This window comes from Pseudomonas sp. HN2-3 (genome assembly GCF_020691745.1).
Taxonomy (GTDB): domain Bacteria; phylum Pseudomonadota; class Gammaproteobacteria; order Pseudomonadales; family Pseudomonadaceae; genus Aquipseudomonas; species Aquipseudomonas capeferrum.
Window position 1 is genome coordinate 888,664 of record NZ_CP085704.1, and the last position, 23,124, is coordinate 911,787.

1 protein-coding gene is annotated in these 23,124 nt (G+C 67.1%); it reads right to left on the reverse strand.

Features of this window, described 5'->3' with window-relative positions:
* Positions 1–36: 36 nt before the first annotated feature.
* Positions 37–23,091 (reverse strand): BapA/Bap/LapF family large adhesin, encoded by a 23,055-nt coding sequence (locus tag LJX93_RS04085; protein WP_227696772.1) that lies wholly within the window; start codon positions 23,089–23,091, stop codon positions 37–39.
* Positions 23,092–23,124: the final 33 nt, after the last annotated feature.

The following is a 23,124-nucleotide window of genomic DNA, read 5'->3' on the forward strand; positions in this document are numbered from 1 at the left end:
GCCGCCGGGCGATGGCCCGGCGGGGTTGCAGCGGCCTCAGACGACATGGATACCGTTCTGCACCCACAGGTGCTGGCTTGGATCCTCCTGGGCCGTGTATTGGTTATAGTCGATGCCGTCGGCGGTTTGGTTCCCGACCAGCGCCCAGTTGTCCGTCATGTGAACCGAGTCGTTTTCATCCCCCTTGATGACCAGTGTGTCGGTGCCGGTTTCGGTGATCGCGACCACGTCCGCCAGGTTCAGGGTCAGCGCCACCGAACTGGTGTCGTTGAGGTCGATCACTTCGATGTCATGCACCCGCCCGACCAGGTTACCCAGGTCGATGCTGGCATCACCGCCGCCCCACAGCAGGGTGTCGGTACCGGTGCCGCCATCGACGCTGGCGAAGTTCTGGTCGACCACCACCAAGGTGTCGTCGCCCGCACCCCCTTGCAGGGTGATGTGGCCGCCCTGGCTGCCATCGAGGTGGTCGTTGCCGTCGGTGCCGGCGATCACTTCGCTGGAGGCCGCCGCCGCGATACTGGCCAGTGCGACACCTTCGTCGCCGGTGTCGGCCAGCAGCGAGCTGGTGGCGGTGAAGTTGGCGGCGTTGTCCAGGTTGATGGTGAGGTTGGCGGTGTCGGTGGTGCCGTTGGGGTGGGTCAGTTCGTAGGTGAAGGTTTCATGCTGGCCGATCACCGCATTGGTCAGCCCGGCGTTGAGGGTGTAGGTGTAGCTGCCATCGGCGTGCACCAGCAAGGTGCCGTAGTTGCCCGCCACACTGACCCCGTTGTAGCCCGGGATGGTGTAGGTATTGGCCGCCGTCATCACACTCAGCACGGTCAATGGCGAGCCGACGTTGTCGTCGGCCAACAGGTTGCCGGTGACTGCGGTGGCGCCGCTGACCACGAACTCGGTCAGGTGCGTGGTAGTGGCGTTGACGCTGGTGGTGATCGAGCTGGCCAGGCCGATGCCACCTGCGGTGACACGTATTTGGTAGGCGCCGGCGCCTTGGTTCTGGAACGTGTAGCCGGCACCGCCGCCAAGCAGGCTGATCAGTGAGCCGCCACCGACCGACTGCACCAGCACGTACTGGCCGGTAGCCGGGTTGAGTTTGAGCAGGTCGAGGGTGGTGCCATTGAGCAGGCTCAACAGGTTGGTGGAGTTGACTACCACTTGCAGGTTGGCCGTGGTGTCGGCGGCAACGCTGGTGGTGTAGAGGGCCTGGCGCGAACCAATCAATGGCAGGCCGAGCGTGCCCAGGGTGGCACTGCTGGTGTCTACCCGGTTGGCCAGGGTGAGGTGGCTGGTACCGGCATCGTTGACCGCATCGACTACCGTGGCCGGTGCGCCGTAGTTGCTGTCGCTCCAGATTTCCGTGGCTTGTGGGCTGTCGATGCGCACATACAGGTTGGCGGCATCGGACGCGCCGTTGGCATGCAGCAGCTGGTAGCTGAACACATCGACCTTGCCGACGCTCGATGGGCTGCCGTTAGGCGTGTAGGTGTAGCTGCCGTCGCCGCGGATCACCAGGGTGCCGTACAAGCCCTGCACCGTGGTGGCGCTGCCCGCCGAGACATAGCTGCCGTCCTTCATGACCTGAAGGACGGCGGCGCTGTCCGGGCCAAGGGCGTCGACGGCGCCGTCGGTGCCGACGTCAGTGATGACGTTCCCCGATGTTGCCGTGCCGGTGCCGGTGAACTGCGTGAGGCTGGTGGTTTCGATGTCCAGCGTGGTGGTCACGTTGGTAATCAGGCCGATGCCGCCACTGCCGACGGTCAGGCGATAGTCCCCCGCCTGCAGCACGCCGATATCAACGCGGATGCCCTGGCCCAGCGGCAGCAGGATCAGGTCGAGCAGGCCTTGGCTGGTGCCTGTGGCCAAGGTCACCCAGTTACCGGCAGCGTTCTTCACCTGCAGGGTGAAGGTCGTGTTGTCGAGCAGCGACAGCGCGCTGCTGGTGTTCAGGGTCAGCGTCGGGTCCACGGTGGTACCGGCACCTACCGTCCAGATGTAGGTCTTGGTGAAGCCCGCCAGCAAGGTCGTGAAGCTGTCCTGATAAGTCCGCGAGCTGACCACCGGAGCCAGGTTGACCTCGGCGGTCACCAGGTTGTCGCTGGCGATCACCGGGGCATTGGCGTCGACGTCGGGCGCGGTGATGTTGACGTTGCCGGACACGTTGCCGCGCCCGTCGCTGAGGGTGACCGACAGCAACTGGCCATTATCCTGAGGTGGGCTCAGGGCCACGGTGAAGTTGCCGTCCGGTTGCACCACCGCCGTCTGCAGCACGGTGCCGTTGGCACTGCGCACGGTGACGGTGGCACCCACTTCGCCACTGCCGGTGAGGCTGCTGCCGTCGGCGCTGATCACCAGGTTGCTGGCGGCCGCAGGTGGGGTCAGGTCAGGTGCGGTAAGCGCGGTGCCGGTCGAGGCATTACCCGCACCGTCGGTGAGGGTGACGCTCAGGGCCTGGTTGTCGATCTGCGCCGCAGTCAGGCTGACCACGAACAGGCCGTTGCTGCCCACTGTTGCGGTGCCCAGCACGGTGCCTGCGCTGTTGCGCACGGTGACGGTGCTGCCGACCTGGCCAGAGCCGCTGACGGCCGTGCCGTTGGCGTTGATGGTTGCCAGCGGCGCTGCCGGTGGCGTGGTGTCCGGCGCCGTCAGGCTGATGCTGGCGGACAGGTTGCCGGACGGGTCGGACTGGCGTACGACCAGCAATTGCCCATCATTTTGCGCTGTGGTCAGGGTGATGGTGAAGGTGCCGTCGGGTTGCACCACGGCCGAACCGAGCGGGCCGCTCGGGCCTTGCACGGTCACGGTTGCACCGGCCTCGCCACGCCCTGTGAGCTCGGTACCCGTCCCGTTGATGACCACGTTGGTAGGCGCAACAGGCGGCTGTACATCGATAGCCGTGAAGCTGGTGCTGCCAGACGCGTTGCCGGCCGTATCGGCCTGGCTCACGGCCAATACCTGGCCATTGAGCTGCGGCGTGATCAGGTTGATGCTGAACACGCCACCGGCATTCACCACCCCGGTGCCGAGCACGTTGTTGGCGGCGTCGCGCACGGTCACCGTAGCATTGGCCTCACCGGTACCGGTGAGTACCAGGCCATTGGCGGACAGGCCGGTCACCAGCGGGTTGGCCGGTGGCGTGATGTCGGCGGCCTGGACGAAGGTCGGTTGCGATTCGCCGCCCACCAGTGCCACCGCCGTCACGCTAAGGTGCTGGCCGTCGAGCTGCGCCGTGTTCAGTTGCAGGGTGAAGGTGCCATTGAGTGTGGCGCCGCCCGTGCCGATCAGGTTGCCTGCGGCATCGTACACGCGGATGCCGACACCGCTCGGCGCGTTGCCCGACAGGGTCAGGCCGTCGCTGCCCAGGGTCACGTTGGTGGGCGGCACCGGCGGTGCCAGCAGTGGCGTGATATAGGTCGCGACCGCCGAGGTGTTGAAGCCGTCAGACTGCGTCACCGCCAACGTGGCAAGGCTGCCGGCTGCCGGCACCAGGGTTACCTGGAAGTTGCCGGCAGCATCCACCTCGCCAGTGCCCAGCACGATGCCGCCGCGGCTGACGGTGACCGTCGCATTGGGTTCGCCTTTACCGGTCAGCACGTTGAAGGTGTTGTTGATGGCCATGTCCGTGACCACGGCAGGCGGCGAGGTGTCGTTGGTCTGGTAGCTGGCAGGCAGCGAGGCGTTGCCGGCATCGTCGGTGGACACCACGGTCAGCAGTTGGCCATTGTTCTGGGCCGGGTTGAGGGTGACGGTGAACTGGCCGTTTTCAGGTACCTCCACCGTGCCGACCACCGCGTTGTTTGGCCCGCGAACGGTGATGGTGGTGCCTGCTTCGGCAGTACCCGTCATCGAGGTGCCGGCCGGGTTGAGCAACAAGTCGGTCGGTTGTAGCGGTGGCGTCAGGTCCGGTGCGGTCACTTGCAGTGGCGCGGACGGGTTGCCGGTGGCGTCCTGGGCGATGAGGGTCAGGGTTTGGCCGTTGATCTGCGCAGCGTTCAGGTCGAGCACGAAGGTGCCGTCCGGGTCGACTGTCACCTGGCCAAGCAGGTCGCCATTGTTGTTTACCACGGTGACGCGGGCGCCGGCTTCACCGGTACCAACCAGCTGGGTGCCGCTGTCGTTGATCACGGCGATCACTGTGGCTGGCGGGGTAACGTCAGCTGCGGTGGTCGTGCTGATCGGCGAGACGTTGCCGCGCGGATCGGTCAGGGTCACTTGCAACACCTGCCCGTCAAGCTGCGCCGAGCTCAGGTCGACCACGAACTTGCCGTCGGCACCGACCTCGATGGTGCCGATCTGGGTGATGCCGACGTAGACGCGAACGGTAGCGCCCGCTTCGCCGACGCCGCTGAGCTGGTCGCCCGCCACGTTGAGCCGCAGCTCGGTCGCAGGCGCTGGTGGTGTGAGGTCGGGCGCCAGGATGTTGACCGGCGCACTGATGTTGCCGGGTGGGTCGGCCTGCTGTACCGACAGCGGTTCGTTGTTGATCTGCGCGGGTGTCAGCTCGACGCGGAAGCTGCCGTCGGCCTGCACGGTGCCAAAGCCCAGCACGGTGCCCGCAGTGTTGCGCACGGTGACGGTTGCCCCGGCTTCGCCCAGGCCGGTCACCACGCTGCCGTCGACACTGATGTCGACCTCGGTAAGCGCAGCGGGCGGGGTGAAGTCTGGGGTCTGCAGGGTGGCCACCGCCGATACGTTGCCGGCAGCGTCGGTCTGGGTGAAGCTGAGCAGCTCGCTGTTACCCAACGCCGGGGTGAGGGTGACGGTGAAATGCCCGCTGGCGTCGACCGTGGCCCTGCCGACTTCGTCGCCATTCGGCGCGGTGACGATGACCTCTGCCCCAACCTCGCCGCGGCCGGTGAGGGTGATGCCATCGCTGGAGATGGCAAGCTCGGTTGGTGCGGCTGGTGGCGTGGTGTCGGGCGCGGTGATGGCACTGGCATCCGACTGGTTGCCGGCGGCATCGATCAGCACCACTTGCACCTGCTGGCCGTTGGCCTGCGGCGTACCGAGGTCTACCTGGAAGCTGCCGTCGCCACGCACGACCGCGGTGCCGAGCACGCTGCCATCGGCAGCCAGCACGCGGACAGTGGCGCCCGCTTCGCCGGTACCGTTGAGCAGGCTGCCGCCCCCGGCGAAGGCCAGGTTCTCGGCGGCATCGGGTGCCACGCGATCAGGCGCGGTGAGGCTGATGCTGTTGGACTCGTTGCCGGCAACATCGGACTGGCTGGCGCTGAGCTGTTCGCCGTTGATCTGCGCGCTGCCAAGGCCAATGCTGAAGTTGCCATTGGCATCGACCAGACCGGTGCCGAGATCGATGCCGCCTTCACCGATCACGGTAACGGTGGCACCCGGCTCGCCGCGGCCACTGAGCACCAGCCCGTCGCTGGACAGCACGACATTGGTCAGCGGCAGCGGTGCGGTGGTGTCGGGCGCTTGCAGGCTGGCCGGCAGCGACGTGCTGCCGTCGGTGCCTACGGCGCTGACTTGCAGCACTTCGCCGTTGGCCTGGGCGCTACCGAGGTTGACCGTGAAGGTGCCGTCGTTGGCGACGGGGGCGGTACCCAGCAGTACGCCATTGGGGCCATACACGTTCACTGTGCTGCCTGGGGTTGCCGTGCCGGTCACTGCCAGGCCATCGGCAGCCAGTACCAGGTTGTCGGGTGTATCTGGCGCCAGCACGCCCGGTGCGGTGACGGTTTGCGCAGGCGAAACGTTCTGCGCGGCATCGGCCTGCACCACGCTGAGGCTTTCGCCGGTAATGGCAGCCGGTGACAGGGCCACGCTGAAATGGCCATCGGCCCCGACGGTGGCGGTGCCTAGCACGCTACCGTCCGGTGCGCGAACGGTGACTGTGGCGTTGGCTTCGCCGGTGCCGGTGAGGGTCGCGCCATTGGCCGCGACAGCAAGGTTGGTCACGACGGCAGGTGGCGTGGTATCGGCTGCGGTGTAAGGCGCGGCTGGCGACACGTTGCCTGCGGCATCGGTGGCGGTTACCTGCACGGTCTGGCCGTTGGTCTGGGCACTGTTCAGGGTGACCTGGAAGGTGCCATTGCTGCCGGCTACCGCAGTGCCGAGCACGTTGCCTGCGGCATCGCGCACGGTCACGGTGCTGCCCGCTTCTGCGTTACCGGTCAGTTGCAGGCCGGTGGCAGCCAGGGCCAGGGTGGTCGGTGCCGGTGGTGGGGTGAAGTCCGGCGCGGTGACTGCTACTGCAGTAGAGGTGTTGTTGCCCGCGTCGGTCTGGGTCACGCTCAAGTGCTGGGCGTTGAGCTGTGCGTTGTCGAGCGTCAGTGTGAAGCTGCCGTTGGCGGCCACCAGCCCGGTGCCGATGATGGTGCCATCCGGGCCGCGCACGGTCACGGTGGCGCCTGCTTCACCGAGGCCGCTCAGGGTCAGGCCGTTGTTGTTCAGCACCACATTGGTCAGCGGCGCGGGTGGGGTCAGGTCAGGGGTGCTGACGTTGACTGCCGTCGAGGTATTGCCAGCAGCATCCACTTGCGTGACGCCGATGGCCTGGCCGTTGGCCTGCGGTGTGTCGAACACCACCGTGAAGCGCCCATCGGCACCGACCACAGCGGTGCCGAGCACGGTGCCGGCGGCATTGCGGACCTGGACCGTGGCGCCCACTTCACCGCTGCCCGACAGCTGCCGGCCGTCCTGGCTGAGGACGGGGTTGCTGATGGCGGCAGGCGGTGTGCGGTCTGGCGTCGCCATGCTGGCCGGGCCAGACACGTTACCCGCAGCATCGCTGAGCGTGACCTGCAGGGGGCTGCCGGCGGTTTGCGCGCTCGGCAGGGTGATCTGGAACTGGCCGTTCTGGTTGACGGTGCCGGTGGCCAGGATCGCGCCGCTGGCATCACGCACAGTGACGTTGGCACCGGCTTCGCCTTCGCCGCTGAGCACGGTGGCCGCGCTGTTGAGGCTGAGGTTGTTGGCTGCCTGCGGCGCCTGCAGGTCAGGTGCCTGCAGGGTGGCCGCGAGCGAGACGTTACCCGCGCCATCGGCCTGGGTGATGATCAGGTTTTGCCCATTGGCCAGCGCTGGCGCGAAGCTGATGCTGAACAAGCCATTGCTGCCGACGGTCGCGGTGCCAAGCACGTCGCCCTGGGCATTGACCACGCGAACGGTCGCACCCACTTCGCCCTGGCCGGTCAGCGTGCTGCCGGTACGGTCGATGGCAACCTGGGTCGGCGCATCCGGCGCTGTGCTGTCGTTGGCCACGAGGGTGGCCGGTACCGACGGATTGCCATCGACCGAGGTGCGAGCGGTGACCACAAGGGTCTCGCCATTGAGCTGGGCATTCTGGAAGAACACCCGGAAGGTGCCATCGCTGCCAACCGTCGCCGTGCCCAGGGTGGTGCCGCCGGCGGTCACGGTGATCAGCGACCCGACGGTGCCCTGGCCGATCAGCAGGAAGCCATCGGCGCTGAGGGCGAGGCCGCTTGGAGTGGCGGCTTCGGTGCCATCCGGGCCGTCCAGCGAGACCGGGGTGGACTCGTTGCCGGCGGGGTCGATCACCACCACGTCGACGGTTTCGCCCGCCGTCAGTGGTGGGTTGACCGGTACCACGAAGGTGCCGTCCGGGGCCACGGTTTCGCTGCCGCGCTCGCTGCCGTCCGGGTTACGGATGACCACCGTGCTGCCAGGTTCGGCGCCGCCGCCGACAATGCTGCCATCCGGGCTGACGGTGACCCCCGTGGCCGGCAGTGGGTCGGTGGTGTCGGGTGCGGTGATGGTGATCGGCGCGGAGCCGTTGTTGGCGCCGTCGGTGACTACCACGGTCACGCTTTCGCCATTGGTCTGCGGGGTCGGCAGCGTCACGCTGAAGCTGCCATCGGGGTTCACCGGCTCGGTGGTTTCGTTGCCGTCCGCGTCCCGCACCGTCACCGAAGTAGCGCCTGGCGCGTTGCCGGTAACGGTGGTGCCATCCGGGCTGACCACCACGTCGGTGGGCAGTGCTGGCGGCGTGACGTCCGGTGCGATGATCTGGGTAGCCAGGGATTGGTTGCCAGCGGCGTCGGTCAAGGTCACGTCCAGCGCCTGGCCATCGAGCTGCGCAGGCGCCAGCGGTACTGTGAACTGGCCGCCAGCCGGTACCACCACACTGCCCACCAAGGTACCGTCGGGGGTGCGCACTTCAACAGTCGAGCCCGCTTCGCCGGTGCCCTGGATCGCGTTGCCGCCGGGGGTGATGGAGAGCCCGTCCGGTGCGGTAGGGGCGGTGCTGTCATCGGCGGTGAAGGTGGCCGATGGCGATGCATTGCCTTCGCTGTCGATCAGTACCACCGACAGCACTTCGCCGTTGGTCTGGGCGGGCGTGAGGGTAACGCTGAAGGTGCCGTCCTCGCCCACCGGGAGGGTGCCCAGCAGGTCGCCGGCTGCGTTGCGCACTTCCACGGTGCTACCCGGTTCGCCCTGGCCACTGAGTACCGTGCCTTCGGGGTTCAGGCCCAGGCCTTGCGCCGCTGCCGGTGCTTCGAGGTCAGGCGCGGTCACGGTGCCAGGCGTCGAGTCATTGCCGGCGCCGTCAGCCTGGGTGACGGACAGGGTCTGCCCGTTGAGTTGTGGCGGGTCGATGCTTACGCGGAAGCTGCCGTCGGCCTCGACCACGGCGGTGCCCAAAATCGCGCCAGCCGTGCCGGTGACGGTAACCTGCGCACCCGGCTCGCCGGTGCCACTAACGGTGCGGCCATCGCCCGACAAGGTGAGGCCTGTCGGGGTGTCTGGCGCTTCGCTGTCCGGTGCCGGCAGGGTGACGGCGGTAGACAAGTTGCCGGTGGGGTCACGTTGCTCCACGGTCAGTGCCTGGCCGTTGGTTTGCGGCGTGTCCAGGGTGATTTCGAAGGTGCCGCCCGTACCAACCACGACGCTGCCCAGCACGGTGCCGTCCGGCCCCCGCACGATGACCGTGGCATCGGGTTCACCGGTGCCGGTGACGGTGGTGCCTGCGTCATCGATGGCGACGCCAGTGACCACTTGCGGTGGTGTGGTATCGGGCGCCGTGAAGTCGACCGGGCCTGCGCTGTTGCCCAGGTTGTCGGTGGCTTCCACGGTCAGGCTTTCGCCATTGCGCTGCGGCTGGTTGAGGGTGACGTCGAAGCGGCCGTCGGCAGCCACCGTGGCGGTACCCAGCACGGTGCCGTCCTCGGCGCGCACGGTCACGATCGAACCGCTCTGGCCCTGCCCGGTGAGGTGGATGCCGGAGGTATCGATGGCCAGGCCCGAAGGCTGCAGCGGGCCATCCAGGTCAGGCGCGTTGACGGTTGCGCTGGAGGTGTTGCCTGCGGGGTCGCGCAGTACCACGTCCAGTTCCTGGCCGTCGGTTTGCGCGGGGGTCAGGATAACGCTGATGACGCCGTTGTCGCCGACCTGGGCATTACCCAGCACATCGCCCTGGGCGTTGATGACCTGAACGGTGGTGCCGGGCTCGCCGCGCCCGGTGAGGACGCTGCCATCGGCGCTGAGCTGCAGGTCGCTGGCCTGGTTGGGCGGGGTGATGTCGGGTGCGGTGATCTGGGTCGGCAGCGAGCTGTTGCCATCGGCATCGACGGCGACCACATCAAGCACTTCGCCGTTGGCCTGAGCAGGTGTCAGGCCGATGGTGAAGGTGCCGTCGGTGCCTGCCTGGACGCTGCCAATGACAGTGCCCTGGGCGTCGCGCACCTCAACTTGCGTGCCCGCTGGGGCAGTGCCGCTGATGGATGAACCGTCAGGCGCCAGCACCAGATCGCTCGGGCTTTCGGGCAGCGGTGCATCGGCAACGATGACGTCGATGCCCACCGAGGTGTTGCCAGCGGCGTCGGTTTGCACCAGTACGATCGACTCGCCAGCGGCCAATGGGTTGGCGAGGTCGATCACGAAGGTGCCATTCGGGGCCACCGTGCCGGTGCCGATGACAGTGCCACCGGCATCCCGCACTTCCACTTCGGCGCCGGCTTCGCCGCGACCCGACACGGCCAGGCTGCCAGCACCGGCGACGACGTCGGTGATGATCGCTGGCGCGGTGATGTCCGGTGCCACGTAGCTCAACGGCACCGAGGTGTTGCCGGCGGCGTCGACCACGGTGATGGCCAGGGTCTCGCCATTGGCCTGGGCAGGGTTGAGGGTCAGGGTGAAGGTGCCGTCGGGCTCGACGATGGCGCTGCCGATCAAGTCGCCCGAGGCGTCACGTACGTTCACCCGCGCGCCCGGTTCGGCGCTACCGGTGAGGCTGTTGCCAGCGGTAAGCACCAGGTCGGTGGGTTGCGGCGGGGCAACCTGGTCTGGTGTGTCCACCGAGCCTGGTTGCGAAACGTTGCCGGCGGCATCGGTCAAGGTCACTTGCAGGGACGAACCGTCTACAACCGCCGACGGCAGTTGCACGGTGAAGTCGCCGTCGGGGCCTACCGTGCCACTTTGCAGCAGTTGGCCTTGGTCGTTGCGTACCTCGACCGTCGCGCCAGGTTCGCCGCGACCAGAAACGGTGCGCCCGTCTTCGCTGACCACCAGGTCGGTGGCCGGCTCTGGCGGCGTGGTATCGCCGCCGTTGTCGATATCCGGCGCGGTGACGGTGCCGGCTGTCGAGCTATTGCCCGTGGTATCGGTGGCAGTGACTTGCAGTTGTTCGCCATCGACTTGGGGGGGGGTGAGGGTGACGCTGAAGGCGCCGCTTGGGCCGACCAGCGTGCTGCCCAGCTCGGTGCCATCGGCTGCCAGAACCCGCACGGTGCTGCCGGCTTCGGCACGCCCGGTGACCACGCTGCCATCGGTGGTGACGGCGAGTTCGGTGGGCGTGTCGGGGGCGGTGATGTCCGGTGCGCTGACTTGTACCGGCAGGGACGATGCACCGGTGCTGTCGATGGCCACCACATCCAGCAGTTCGCCATTGGCCTGTGCGGGTGTGAGCACGACGGTAAAGGTGCCTTCGGCACCGACCACCACGCTGCCGACCAGGGTGCCGTTGGCATCGTGCACTTCTACGCGGGTGCCGGTCTGGGCGCTACCGCTGATGCTGGTACCGTCTTCAGCGACCACCAGCTCGCTTGGGCTGGTGGGTACGGTGGCCAGCGGCACATCGTATTGCAGGGCTTCAGAGGCATTGCCGGCCGCGTCGGTCTGGACCAGGCTCAGGCGTTCGCCCGGCTGCGCGGCGGGGTTGAGGTCGACCAGGAAGGTGCCGTTGGCAAGCACGGTACCGCTGCCCAGCAGGTTGCCATCGACGTCACGCACTTCGACGCTGGCCCCCGCTTCACCGCGGCCGCTGAGGGTCAGGCCGTCGGCACCGACCACGATGGTACTGACCGCTGCCGGTGGGGTGATGTCCGGGGCATCGAACTGCAGCGGAGCAGAGGTGTTGCCGGCGGCATCCACCAGGCGGATGTCGAGGGCTTCGCCATTGGCCTGTGCAGGCGACAGCGTAAGGCTGAAGCTGCCGTTGTCGTTGACCAGGCCCGTGCCGATCAGGTCGCCATCAGCGTCGCGGACCTGCACCGTGGCACCCGGCTCGCCGCTACCGGTCAAGGTCACGCCATTGGCCAGGGCCAGGCCGGTCGGTTGCTCGGGTGCCTGCAGGTCTGGCGAGATGACCGAGCCAGGTTCGGAGGCGTTGCCTGCGGCGTCGGTCAGTATCACTTGCAGGGTACTACCGTCTTTGACGGCCGGGTCCAGGGTGAGCTGGAAGCTGCCATCCGGGTTGACCGTGCCGGTGGCCAGGAGATTGCCCTCGGCATCGCGCACCTGCACGCTGGCCCCGGCTTCGCCGCGGCCGTTGAGCTGGCTGCCAGCGAGGCCAATCACCAGGTTGGTTGGCGCCTCCGGTGGGGTGGTATCTCCGCCGTCGATGTCAGGGGCCGTGACCGTGCCCGCCGTGGAGCTGTTGCCAGCGTTGTCGGTGGCCGTCACTTGCAACACCTCACCGTCGACCTGAGGTGGGTCGAGGGTGATGTTGAAGATGCCGGTCGGGCCAACCAGTGCACTGCCAAGTTCAGTGCCATCGACCGCCAGGATCCGCACGGTGCTACCGGCTTCGGCACGCCCGGTAACCACGCTGCCATCGGTGCTGACGGCAAGTTCGGTCGGTGTGGCGGGCGCGGTGATGTCGGGTGCGCCCACTTGCACTGGCAGCGACGATGCGCCGGTGCCGTCGATAGCCACCAGGTCGAGCAGCTCGCCATTGGCTTGGGCCGGGTTGAGGATGACGGTGAAGGTGCCTTCGGCGCCGACCACGACACTGCCGACCAAGGTGCCATTGGCATCATGCACTTCCACGCGCGTACCGGCTGGGGCGCTACCGCTGATGCTGGTACCGTCTTCTGCCACCACCAGGTCGCTTGGGCTGGCCGGCGCGGTGGTCAGGGGTACGTCGTACAGCAAGGCTTCGGAGGCGTTGCCGCTTGGGTCGCTCTGCACCAGGCTCAGTTGCGCGCCCGGTTGGGCTGCTGGCGCAAGGTCAATCAGGAAGGTGCCGTTTTCGCCAACGGTGCCGGTGCCGATCAGGTTGCCATCGGCGTCACGCACTTCGACGCTGGCCCCCGCTTCGCCCCGACCGCTCAGGGCCAGGCCGTCGGCGCCGACGACAATGTTGCTGACTGCCGCCGGTGGGGTGATGTCCGGGGCATCGAATTGCAGTGGGGTGGAGCTGTTGCCAGCGGCATCCACCAGGCGCACATCCAGCGCCTCGCCATTGGCCTGCGCAGGGAACAGTGTGAGGCTGAAGCTGCCGTTGTCGTTGACCAGGCCGGTGCCGATCAGGTCGCCAGCAGCATTGCGAACCTGCACCGTGGCGCCCGGTTCGCCGCTACCGGTCAAGGTCACGCCATTGGCCAGGCCCAGGCCGGTCGGTTGCTCAGGGGCCAGCAGGTCTGGCGAGATGACCGAGCCGGGTTCGGAGGCGTTGCCTGCGGCGTCGGTCAGTACCACTTGCAGGGTGCTGCCGTCGTTCACGGCTGGGTCCAGGGTGAGCTGGAAGCTGCCATCCGGGTTGACCGTGCCAGTGGCCAGGAGATTGCCCTCGGCATCGCGCACCTGCACGCTGGCCCCGGCTTCGCCGCGGCCGTTGAGCTGGCTGCCGGCGAGGCCGATCACCAGGTTGGTCGGTGCCTCCGGTGGCGTGGTGTCACCGCCGTCGATGTCCGGCGCCGTGACCGTGCCGGCTGTGGAGGTATTGCCCGCAGCATCGGTTGCGGTGACCTGCAGCACCTCCCCATCGACTTGCGGCGGGTCGAGGGTGATGTTGAAGGTGCCGGTCGGGCCGACCAGGGCAGTGCCCAGTTCGCTGCCGTCAGCGGCAAGAATACGCACGGTGCTGCCCGGTTCGGCGCGGCCGGTGACTGTGCTGCCGTCAGCGCTTACGGCGAGCTCGCTTGGGGCAGTTGGGGCAGTGATGTCTGGTGCTGCGATTTGCACAGGCAGGGACGACAAGCCCGTGTCATCGATGGCCACCACATCCAGCAGTTCGCCGTTGGCCTGGGCCGGGTCGAGGATGACGGTGAAGGTGCCATCGGCACCCGCCACCACGCTGCCGACCAGGGTGCCGTTGGCATCATGCACCTCAACACGGGTGCCAGCTGGGGCATTACCACTGATGCTGGTGCCGTCTTCGGCCACTACCAAGTCGCTCGGGCTGGCCGGCGCGGTGGTCAGGGGGACGTCGTACAGCAGGGCTTCGGAGGCGTTGCCGCTTGGGTCGGTTTGCACCAGGCTGAGCTGCGCACCAGGCTGTGCGGCCGGGTCGAGGTCGATCAGGAAGGTGCCGTTGGCCAGTACCGTGCCGGTGCCAATCACATTGCCATTGGCATCGCGTACTTCAACGCTGGCACCTGCTTCGCCACGGCCGCTCAGGGCCAGGCCGTCGGCACCGACGACGATGTTGCTGACAGCGCCAGGTGGGGTGATGTCCGGAGCATCGAACTGCAGCGGGGTGGAGGTGTTGCCGGCGGCATCCTCCACGCGGACATCCAGTGCCTCGCCGTTCGCCTGAGCGGGGGCGAGGGTGACGCTGAACAGGCCATCCGCGCCCACCAGGGCGGTGCCGATCACCGTGCCCGCTGCATCGCGTACTTGAACAGTGGCACCCGGTTCGCCGCGACCGGTAAGGGTCACGCCTTCGGCCAGGGCCAAGTCGGTGGGTTGTGCCGGTGGCAGCAGGTCTTGCGAGGCGACCGAACCCGGCTGCGAAACGTTGCCTGCGGCATCGGTCAGGGTCACTTGCAAGGTGCTGCCATCGATCACGGCAGGGTCAAGCGCGATCACGAAGGTGCCATCTGCACCGACGGTTCCGGTCGCCAGCACATTGCCGGCGGCGTCACGCACCTGCACGGTGGTGCCCGCTTCGCCACGGCCGCTGAGCTGAGTGCCAGCAAGGCCGATCACCAGGTTGGCCGGTGTACTCGGTGGGGTGATGTCGACGCCGTCGATGTCCGGCGCGGTGACGGAGCTGGCTGTAGAGGCATTGCCTGCGGCGTCGGTAGCGGTGGCTTGCAGCACTTCGCCATCGACCTGTGGCGGGTCAAGGGTGATGCTGAAAATACCGGTCGGCCCAACCAGGGCAGTACCCAGTTCAGTGCCATCGGCGGCAAGAATGCGCACGGTGCTGTCCGGCTCGGCGCGGCCAGTAACGAGAGTGCCGTCAGCGCTGACGGCCAATTCACTCGGTGCGGCTGGCGCGGTGATGTCTGGCGCGGTGATCTGCGCAGGCAGGGACGACAAGCCCGTGTCATCGATGGCCACCACATCCAGCAGTTCGCCGTTGGCCTGGGCCGGGTTGAGCTCGAGAGTGAAAGTACCGTCGGCACCGGCAATGGCGCTGCCGATCAGCGTGCCATTGGCATCATGCACTTCCACACGGCTGCCGGCTGGGGCGGTACCGGTGAGGGTGGTGCCGTCGGCATCGATGGCCAGCTCGCTCGGGCTGGCCGGCGCGGTGGTCAGCGGTACGTCGTATTCGAAGGCAACCGAAGCGTTGCCGCTCGGGTCGGTCTGTACCAGGCTTAACTGTTCGCCGGGTTGTACGGCCGGGTCAAGGTTGATAGTGAAGGTGCCATTGGCGCCCACCGTGCCGGTGCCGATCACATTACCGTCGGCATCGCGCACTTCGACGCTGGCACCCGCTTCGCCGCGACCGCTCAGTACCAGGCCGCCAGCGCCGATGACAATACCGCTTACTGCGGCAGGCGGCGTGATATCTGGGGCATCGAATTGCAGCGGGGTCGAGGTGTTGCCCGCAGCATCCGCCAGGCGGATATCCAGCGCCTCGCCGTTTGCTTGAGCGGGGGCGAGGGTGACGCTGAACAGGCCATCCGCGCCCACTAGGGCGGTGCCGATCACCGTGCCCGCTGCATCGCGTACTTGAACAGTGGCACCCGGTTCGCCGCGACCGGTAAGGGTCACGCCTTCGGCCAGGGCCAAGTCGGTTGGTTGTGCCGGTGGCAGCAGGTCTTGCGAGGCGATGGAGCCCGGTTGCGAAACGTTGCCGGCTGCATCGGTCAGGGTCACTTGCAGGGTGCTGCCGTCGATCACGGCAGGGTCAAGCGCGACCACGAAGGTGCCGTCTGCAGCCACGGTGCCGGTCGCCAGCACATTACCGGCAGCGTCACGCACCTGCACGGTGGTACCCGCTTCGCCACGCCCGCTAAGTTGGGTGCCGGCAAGGCCGATCACCAGGTTGGTCGGTGCACTCGGTGGTGTGGTGTCGACGCCGTCGATATCCGGCGCGGTGACGGAGCTGGCTGTCGAGGTATTGCCCGCAGCATCGGTCGCGGTAGCTTGCAACACTTCGCCATCGACCTGGGGCGGGTCAAGGGTGATGCTGAAAATACCGGTCGGCCCAACCAGGGCAGTACCCAGTTCAGTGCCGTCGGCGGCGACGATACGCACGGTGCTGCCCGGTTCGGCGCGGCCAGTGATGACGGTGCCGTTGGCATTGACGGCCAATTCGGCAGGTGCGGCTGGTGCGGTGATGTCCGGCGCAGTGATCTGCGCAGGCAGGGACGACAAGCCCGTGTCATCGATGGCCACCACATCCAGCAGTTCGCCGTTGGCTTGCGGCGGGGTGAGTTCCAGGGTGAAGGTGCCGTCGGCACCGGCAATGGCGCTGCCGATCAGCGTGCCATTGGCATCATGCACTTCCACACGGCTGCCGGCTGGGGCGGTACCGGTGAGGGTGGTGCCGTCGGCATCGATGGCCAGGCCGCTCGGGCTGGCCGGTGCGGTGGTCAGCGGTACGTCGTATTCGAAGGCCACCGAAGCGTTGCCGCTCGGGTCGGTCTGCACCAGGCTCAGCTGCTCGCCAGGTTGCACGGCAGGGTCGAGGTTGATGATGAAGGTGCCATTGGCGGCCACGGTACCGGTGCCGATCACATTACCGTCGGCATCACGCACTTCGACGCTGGCCCCGGCTTCGCCGCGACCGCTCAGCACCAGGCCGCCAGCGCCGACGACAATATCGCTTACTGAGCCAGGCGGCGTGATATCCGGGGCATCGAACTGCAGCGGGGCCGAGCTGTTGCCAGCAGCGTCCAGTTGACGGATGTCCAACGCCTCGCCGTTCGCCTGAGCGGGGGCGAGGGTGACGCTGAACAGGCCATCGGCGCCGACCAGGCCGGTGCCGATCACGGTGCCTGCGGCGTCGCGAACCTGAACAGTGGCGCCTGGTTCGCCGCGACCGGTAAGGGTTACGCCTTCGGCCAGGGCCAGGTCAGTCGGCTGCGCCGGTGGCAGCAAGTCTTGCGACGCGACCGAGCCCGGTGGCGAAACGTTGCCGGCAGCGTCGGTCAGGGTGACTTGCAGGGTGCTGCCGTCAATCACGGCAGGGTCAAGCGCGATCACGAAGGTGCCGTCTGCACCGACGGTGCCGGTCGCCAGTACATTTCCGGCAGCATCACGTACCTGAACGGTGGTACCTGCTTCGCCGCGGCCGCTAAGCTGCGCGCCAGCGAGGCCGATTACCAGGTTGGTCGGTGCCTCCGGTGGCGTGGTATCACCGCCGTCGATATCCGGCGCGGTGACGGAACTGGTTGTCGAGGTATTGCCCGCAACGTCGGTTGCGGTGGCTTGCAGCACTTCGCCATCGACTTGCGGCGGAGCGAGGGTGATGTTGAACACGCCAGTCGGGCCGACTAGGGCAGTGCCCAGCTCGGTGCCGTCGGCAGCAAGAATACGCACGGTACTGCCCGGTTCGGCGCGGCCAGTGATGACGGTGCCGTTGGCATTGACGGCCAATTCGGCAGGTGCGGCCGGTGCGGTGATGTCTGGCGCATTGATCTGCGCAGGCAGGGACGACAGCCCCGTGTCATCGATGGCGACTACGTCCAGCAGTTCGCCGTTGGCCTGGGCCGGGTTGAGTTCGAGGGTGAAGGTACCGTCGGCACCGGCAATGGCGCTGCCGATCAGTGTGCCATTGGCATCGTGAACTTCGACACGGCTGCCGGCCGGCGCGGTACCGGTGAGGGTGGTGCCGTCGGCGTCGATGGCCAGGTCGCTCGGGCTGGCTGGCGCGGTGATCAGGGGCACATCGTATTCAAAGGCAACCGAAGCATTGCCGCTCGGGTCGGTCTGCACCAGGTTTAGCTGTTCGCCAGGTTGTACGGCGGGGTCGAGGTCGATGATGAAGGTGCCATTGGCGGCCACCGTGCCGGTGCCGATTACATTGCCGTCGGCATCACGCACTTCAACACTGGCCCCGGCTTCGCCGCGACCGCTCAGCATCAGGCCGCCAGCGCCGACGACAATATCGCTTACTGCAGCAGGCGGCGTAATGTCCGGGGCATCGAACTGCAGCGGGGCGGAGGTATTGCCAGCAGCATCCACCAGGCGGATATCCAGTGCCTCGCCATTAGCTTGAGCCGGAGCAAGCGTCAGGCTGAAGCTGCCATCCGCATTGACCAGGCCGGTACCAATCACGTTGCCTGCGGCGTCACGCACCTGCACCGTGGCGCCTGGTTCGCCGCGACCGGTAAGGGTCACGCCTTCGGCCAGGGCCAGGTCGGTCGGCTGCGCCGGTGGCAGCAAGTCTTGCGAAGCGACCGAGCCCGGTTGCGATACGTTGCCAGCGGCGTCGGTCAGGGTGACTTGCAGGGTGCTGCCGTCGATCACGGCAGGGTCAAGCGCGATCACGAAGGTGCCGTCTGCAGCCACGGTCCCGGTCGCCAGCACATTGCCGGCGACGTCACGCACCTGCACGGTGGTGCCCGCTTCGCCACGGCCGCTGAGCTGAGTGCCGGCAAGGCCGATCACCAGATTGGTCGGTGCGCTCGGTGGCGTAGTGTCGACCCCGTCGATGTCCGGCGCGATGACCGAGCTGGTAAGCGAAGTGTTGCCAGCGGCGTCGGTCGCCGTGGCTTGCAGCGTTTCACCATCGACCTGAGGCGGGTTGAGGGTGATGTTGAACACACCAGTCGGGCCGACCAGCGCGCTGCCCAGTTCGGTGCCGTCGGCGGCAAGAATACGTACGGTGCTGCCCGGTTCGGCGCGGCCAGTGATAACCGTGCCGTCAGCGCTGACAGCCAGCTCGCTCGGTGCGGTCGGCGCGGTGATGTCTGGCGCGGTGATTTGTGCAGGCAGGGACGACAGCCCCGTGTCATCGATGGCGACTAGGTCCAGCAGTTCGCCGTTGGCCTGGGCTGGATTGAGCTCGATAGTGAAGGTGCCGTCGGCACCGGCAATGGCGCTGCCGATCAGCGTGCCATTGGCATCATGCACTTCCACACGGCTGCCGGCTGGGGCGGTACCGGTGAGGGTGGTGCCGTCGGCATCGATGGCCAGGCCACTCGGGCTGGCGGGTGCGGTCCTCAGAGGGACATCGAACGCCACCACGGCCGACGCGTTGCCGCTTGGGTCAACCTGTACCAGGCTCAGCTGTTCGCCCGGTTGCGCAGCCGGGTCCAGGTTGATCAGGAACGTACCGTTGGCGCCGACTACACCGCGGCCAAGCAGGTTGCCATCGGCGTCGCGTACTTCCACGGTGGCGCCCGCTTCGCCACGACCGCCCAGTACCAGGCCGCCAGGGCCGACCACGATGTTGCTGACGGCATCCGGGGGGGTGATGTCTGGGACATTGAATTGCAGCGGAGCAGAGCTGTTGCCAGCGGCATCGACCTGGCGGATATCCAGCGCCTCGCCATTGGCCTGAGCTGGGGAGAGCGTCAGGCTGAAGCTGCCATCTGCGCCTACCAGGCCGGTGCCGATCACTGTGCCCGCTGCGTCGCGAACTTGAACAGTGGCGCCAGGCTCGCCGCGACCGGTAAGCGTTACGCCTTCGGCCAGGGCCAGGTCAGTTGGCTGTGCCGGTGGCAGCAGGTCTTGCGAAGCGACCGAGCCCGGCTGCGATACGTTGCCGGCAGCGTCGGTCAGGGTGACTTGCAGGGTGCTGCCGTCAATCACGGCAGGGTCAAGCGCGATCACGAAGCTACCGTCTGCACCCACGGTGCCGGTCGCCAGCACATTGCCGGCGGCGTCACGCACCTGCACGGTAGTGCCCGCTTCGCCACGGCCAGTGAGTTGATGGCCCGCGAGGCCGATCACCAGATCAACAGGGGCGTCAGGCGGCGTGGTGTCGCCGCCGTCGATATCGGGTGCGGTGACGGAGCTTGCTGTCGAGGTATTGCCTGCGTCGTCGGTTGCGGTGGCTTGCAGCACTTCGCCATCGACTTGCGGCGGAGCGAGGGTGATGTTGAACACGCCGGTCGGCCCGACCAGGGCGCTGCCCAATTCGGTGCCGTCGGCGGCAAGAATACGCACGGTGCTGCCGGGTTCGGCGCGGCCAGTGACGACAGTGCCGTCAGCGCTGACGGCCAGCTCACTCGGTGCGGCCGGCGCGGTGATGTCTGGCGCGGTGATCTGCGCAGGCAGGGACGACAGCCCCGTGTCATCAATGGCGACTACGTCCAGCAGTTCGCCGTTGGCCTGGGCCGGGTTGAGTTCGAGAGTGAAGGTGCCGTCGGCACCAGCAATGGCGCTGCCGATCAGCGTGCCATTGGCATCGTGCACTTCCACGCGGCTGCCGGCTGGGGCGGTACCGGTGAGGGTGGTGCCGTCGGCGTCGATGGCCAAGCCGCTCGGGCTGGCTGGCGCGGTGGTCTGTGGCACATCGTATTCAAAGGCAACCGAAGCGTTACCGCTCGGGTCGGTCTGCACCAGGCTCAAGTGTTCGCCAGGTTGTACGGCAGGGTCCAAGTCGATCAGGAACGTGCCGTTGGCCAATACCGTACCGGTGCCAATCATATTGCCGTTGGCGTCGCGCACTTCAACCGTGGCCCCCGGCTCGCCGCGACCACTTAAGGCCACGCCTCCGGCACCGACGACGATGTTGCTGACGGCAGCAGGCGGCGTAATGTCCGGGGCATCGAATTGCAGCGGAGCCGAGCTGTTGCCAGCAGCATCCACCAGGCGGATATCCAGTGCCTCGCCGTTTGCTTGAGCGGGGGCGAGGGTGACACTGAACAGGCCATCTGCGCCCACCAGGCCGGTGCCGATCACCGTGCCCGCTGCGTCGCGAACTTGAACCGTAGCCCCTGGCTCGCCACGACCGGTAAGGGTCACGCCTTCGGCCAGGGCCAGGTCGGTCGGCTGCGCCGGTGGCAGCAGGTCTTGCGAAACGACCGAGCCCGGCTGCGAAACGTTGCCAGCGGCATCGGTCAGAGTCACTTGCAAGGTGCTGCCGTCGATCACGGCAGGGTCGAGCGCGATCACGAAGGTGCCATCTGCAGTCACGGTGCCGGTCGCCAGCACATTGCCGGCGGCATCACGCACCTGCACGGTAGTGCCCGCTTCGCCACGGCCAGTGAGTTGATGGCCCGCGAGGCCGATCACCAGATCAACAGGGGCGTCAGGCGGCGTGGTGTCGCCGCCGTCGATATCGGGTGCGGTGACGGAGCTTGCTGTCGAGGTATTGCCTGCGGCGTCGGTAGCGGTGGCTTGCAGCACTTCGCCATCGACTTGCGGTGGAGCGAGGGTGATGTTGAATACGCCAGTCGGGCCGACTAGGGCAGTGCCCAGCTCGGTGCCGTCGGCGGCAAGAATACGCACGGTGCTGCCGGGTTCGGCGCGGCCAGTGACGACAGTGCCGTCAGCGCTGACGGCCAGCTCACTCGGTGCGGCCGGCGCGGTGATGTCTGGCGCGGTGATCTGCGCAGGCAGGGACGACAGCCCCGTGTCATCAATGGCGACTACGTCCAGCAGTTCGCCGTTGGCCTGGGCCGGGTTGAGTTCGAGAGTGAAGGTGCCGTCGGCACCAGCAATGGCGCTGCCGATCAGCGTGCCATTGGCATCGTGCACTTCCACGCGGCTGCCGGCTGGGGCGGTACCGGTGAGGGTGGTGCCGTCGGCATCGATGGCCAGGTCGCTCGGGCTGGCTGGCGCGGTGGTCTGTGGCACATCGTATTCAAAGGCAACCGAAGCGTTACCGCTCGGGTCGGTCTGCACCAGGCTCAAGTGTTCGCCAGGTTGTACGGCAGGGTCCAAGTCGATCAGGAACGTGCCGTTGGCCAATACGGTGCCGGTGCCAATCATATTGCCGTTGGCGTCGCGCACTTCAACCGTGGCACCCGGCTCGCCGCGACCACTCAGGGCCACGCCTCCGGCACCGACGACGATGTTGCTGACGGCAGCAGGCGGCGTAATGTCCGGGGCATCGAACTGCAGCGGAGCGGAGGTATTGCCAGCGGCATCCACCTGGCGGATATCCAGCGCCTCGCCATTGGCCTGAGTAGGGGACAGCGTCAGGCTGAAGCTACCGTCTGCACCCACCACGCCGGTACCGATCACGTTGCCTGCGGCGTCACGCACCTGAACCGTAGCCCCTGGCTCGCCACGACCGGTAAGGGTCACGCCTTCGGCCAGGGCCAGGTCGGTCGGTTGTGCCGGTGGCAGCAGGTCTTGCGAAGCGACTGAGCCAGGCTGCGAAACGTTGCCAGCGGCATCGGTCAGGGTGACCTGCAAGGTACTGCCGTCGATCACGGCAGGATCAAGCGCGATCACGAAAGTGCCGTCTGCACCCACAGTGCCCGTCGCCAGCACATTGCCGGCGGCGTCACGCACCTGCACCGTGGTGCCTGCTTCACCGCGGCCGCTGAGTTGCCGCCCGGCCAGGGCGATCAGCAGGTCGGTTGGCGCATCCGGCGGGGTAGTGTCGGGCGGTGTTTCGACATCCGGGGCCGTGATACCGGCGGCTGGCGAAGTGTTGCCAGCCGCATCCTGGGCGGTCACTTCCAGGGCCTGGCCTTCAGTCTGCGGAGGCTGCAAAGCAATGCTGAATTGCCCGTCGGCACCGGCTACCGCGCTGCCCAGCAGCACGCCACCGGCGCCCCGCACCGCTACCGTGGAGCCGGGCTCGGCACGGCCGGTGAGGGTTGTACCCTGTTCATTGATGGCAAGCTCGGTCGGCGCTACGGGGGCTGTTGCATCCGGGGCGGTAACACTGCCTGGGGCCGAGACATTGCCAGCGCCATCGGTCAGGGTGACTTGAAGGTTCTCGCTGTTGATCTGCGGGGGGGTAAGCGACACATTGAAACTGCCATCGGCACCCACCGTGCCGCTGCCGATCAGGTTGCCCGAAGCGTCGCGAATGTTCACCGTGGTGCCTGCTTCGCCACGCCCGGTCAGGCGCAGGCCATCGGGGGACACCAGCAGGTCGATGGGCGTGGCAGGGGCGGTGGTATCGCCTGGGTCCGAGCTGCCGCTGCTGCCACCGCCACTGTTGTCTGCAGCGGCCGCCGCGCCGCCGATACCCAGCAGGCTGAGCCCGGCAATCGCCCAGGTGGGCATCTCGCTACCGGCCACACCGATACCCGCGACCAGTTCATCCAGCGAAGCCACTTCGTCGAAGGTAAAACCGGTGAATGCCGCTGCATCGTAGTTCGCATGCCACAGGGTGCCGTCTTCACCGACGAAGACGATGTCGCTGCCGACCCCCGCCTGATCCACGGCGAAGAAGTTGCCGATAGTGACCTTCTCGCCCGACTTCAAGGTGACGATCAGGTCTTGCCCGCGCTGGGTTACGGTTGCCACTTTATCGGGAGAAACCGGCATCTGCACGACGCCTGGCCCGTTGAGACTGACATTGCCCCAGGCACTCTGGGTGGCGACTGCGGATTGCTTATCGGCGACGACGATGTTGTCCATGGATGCTCCCTGCTGGTGTGCGGCTACACTGGC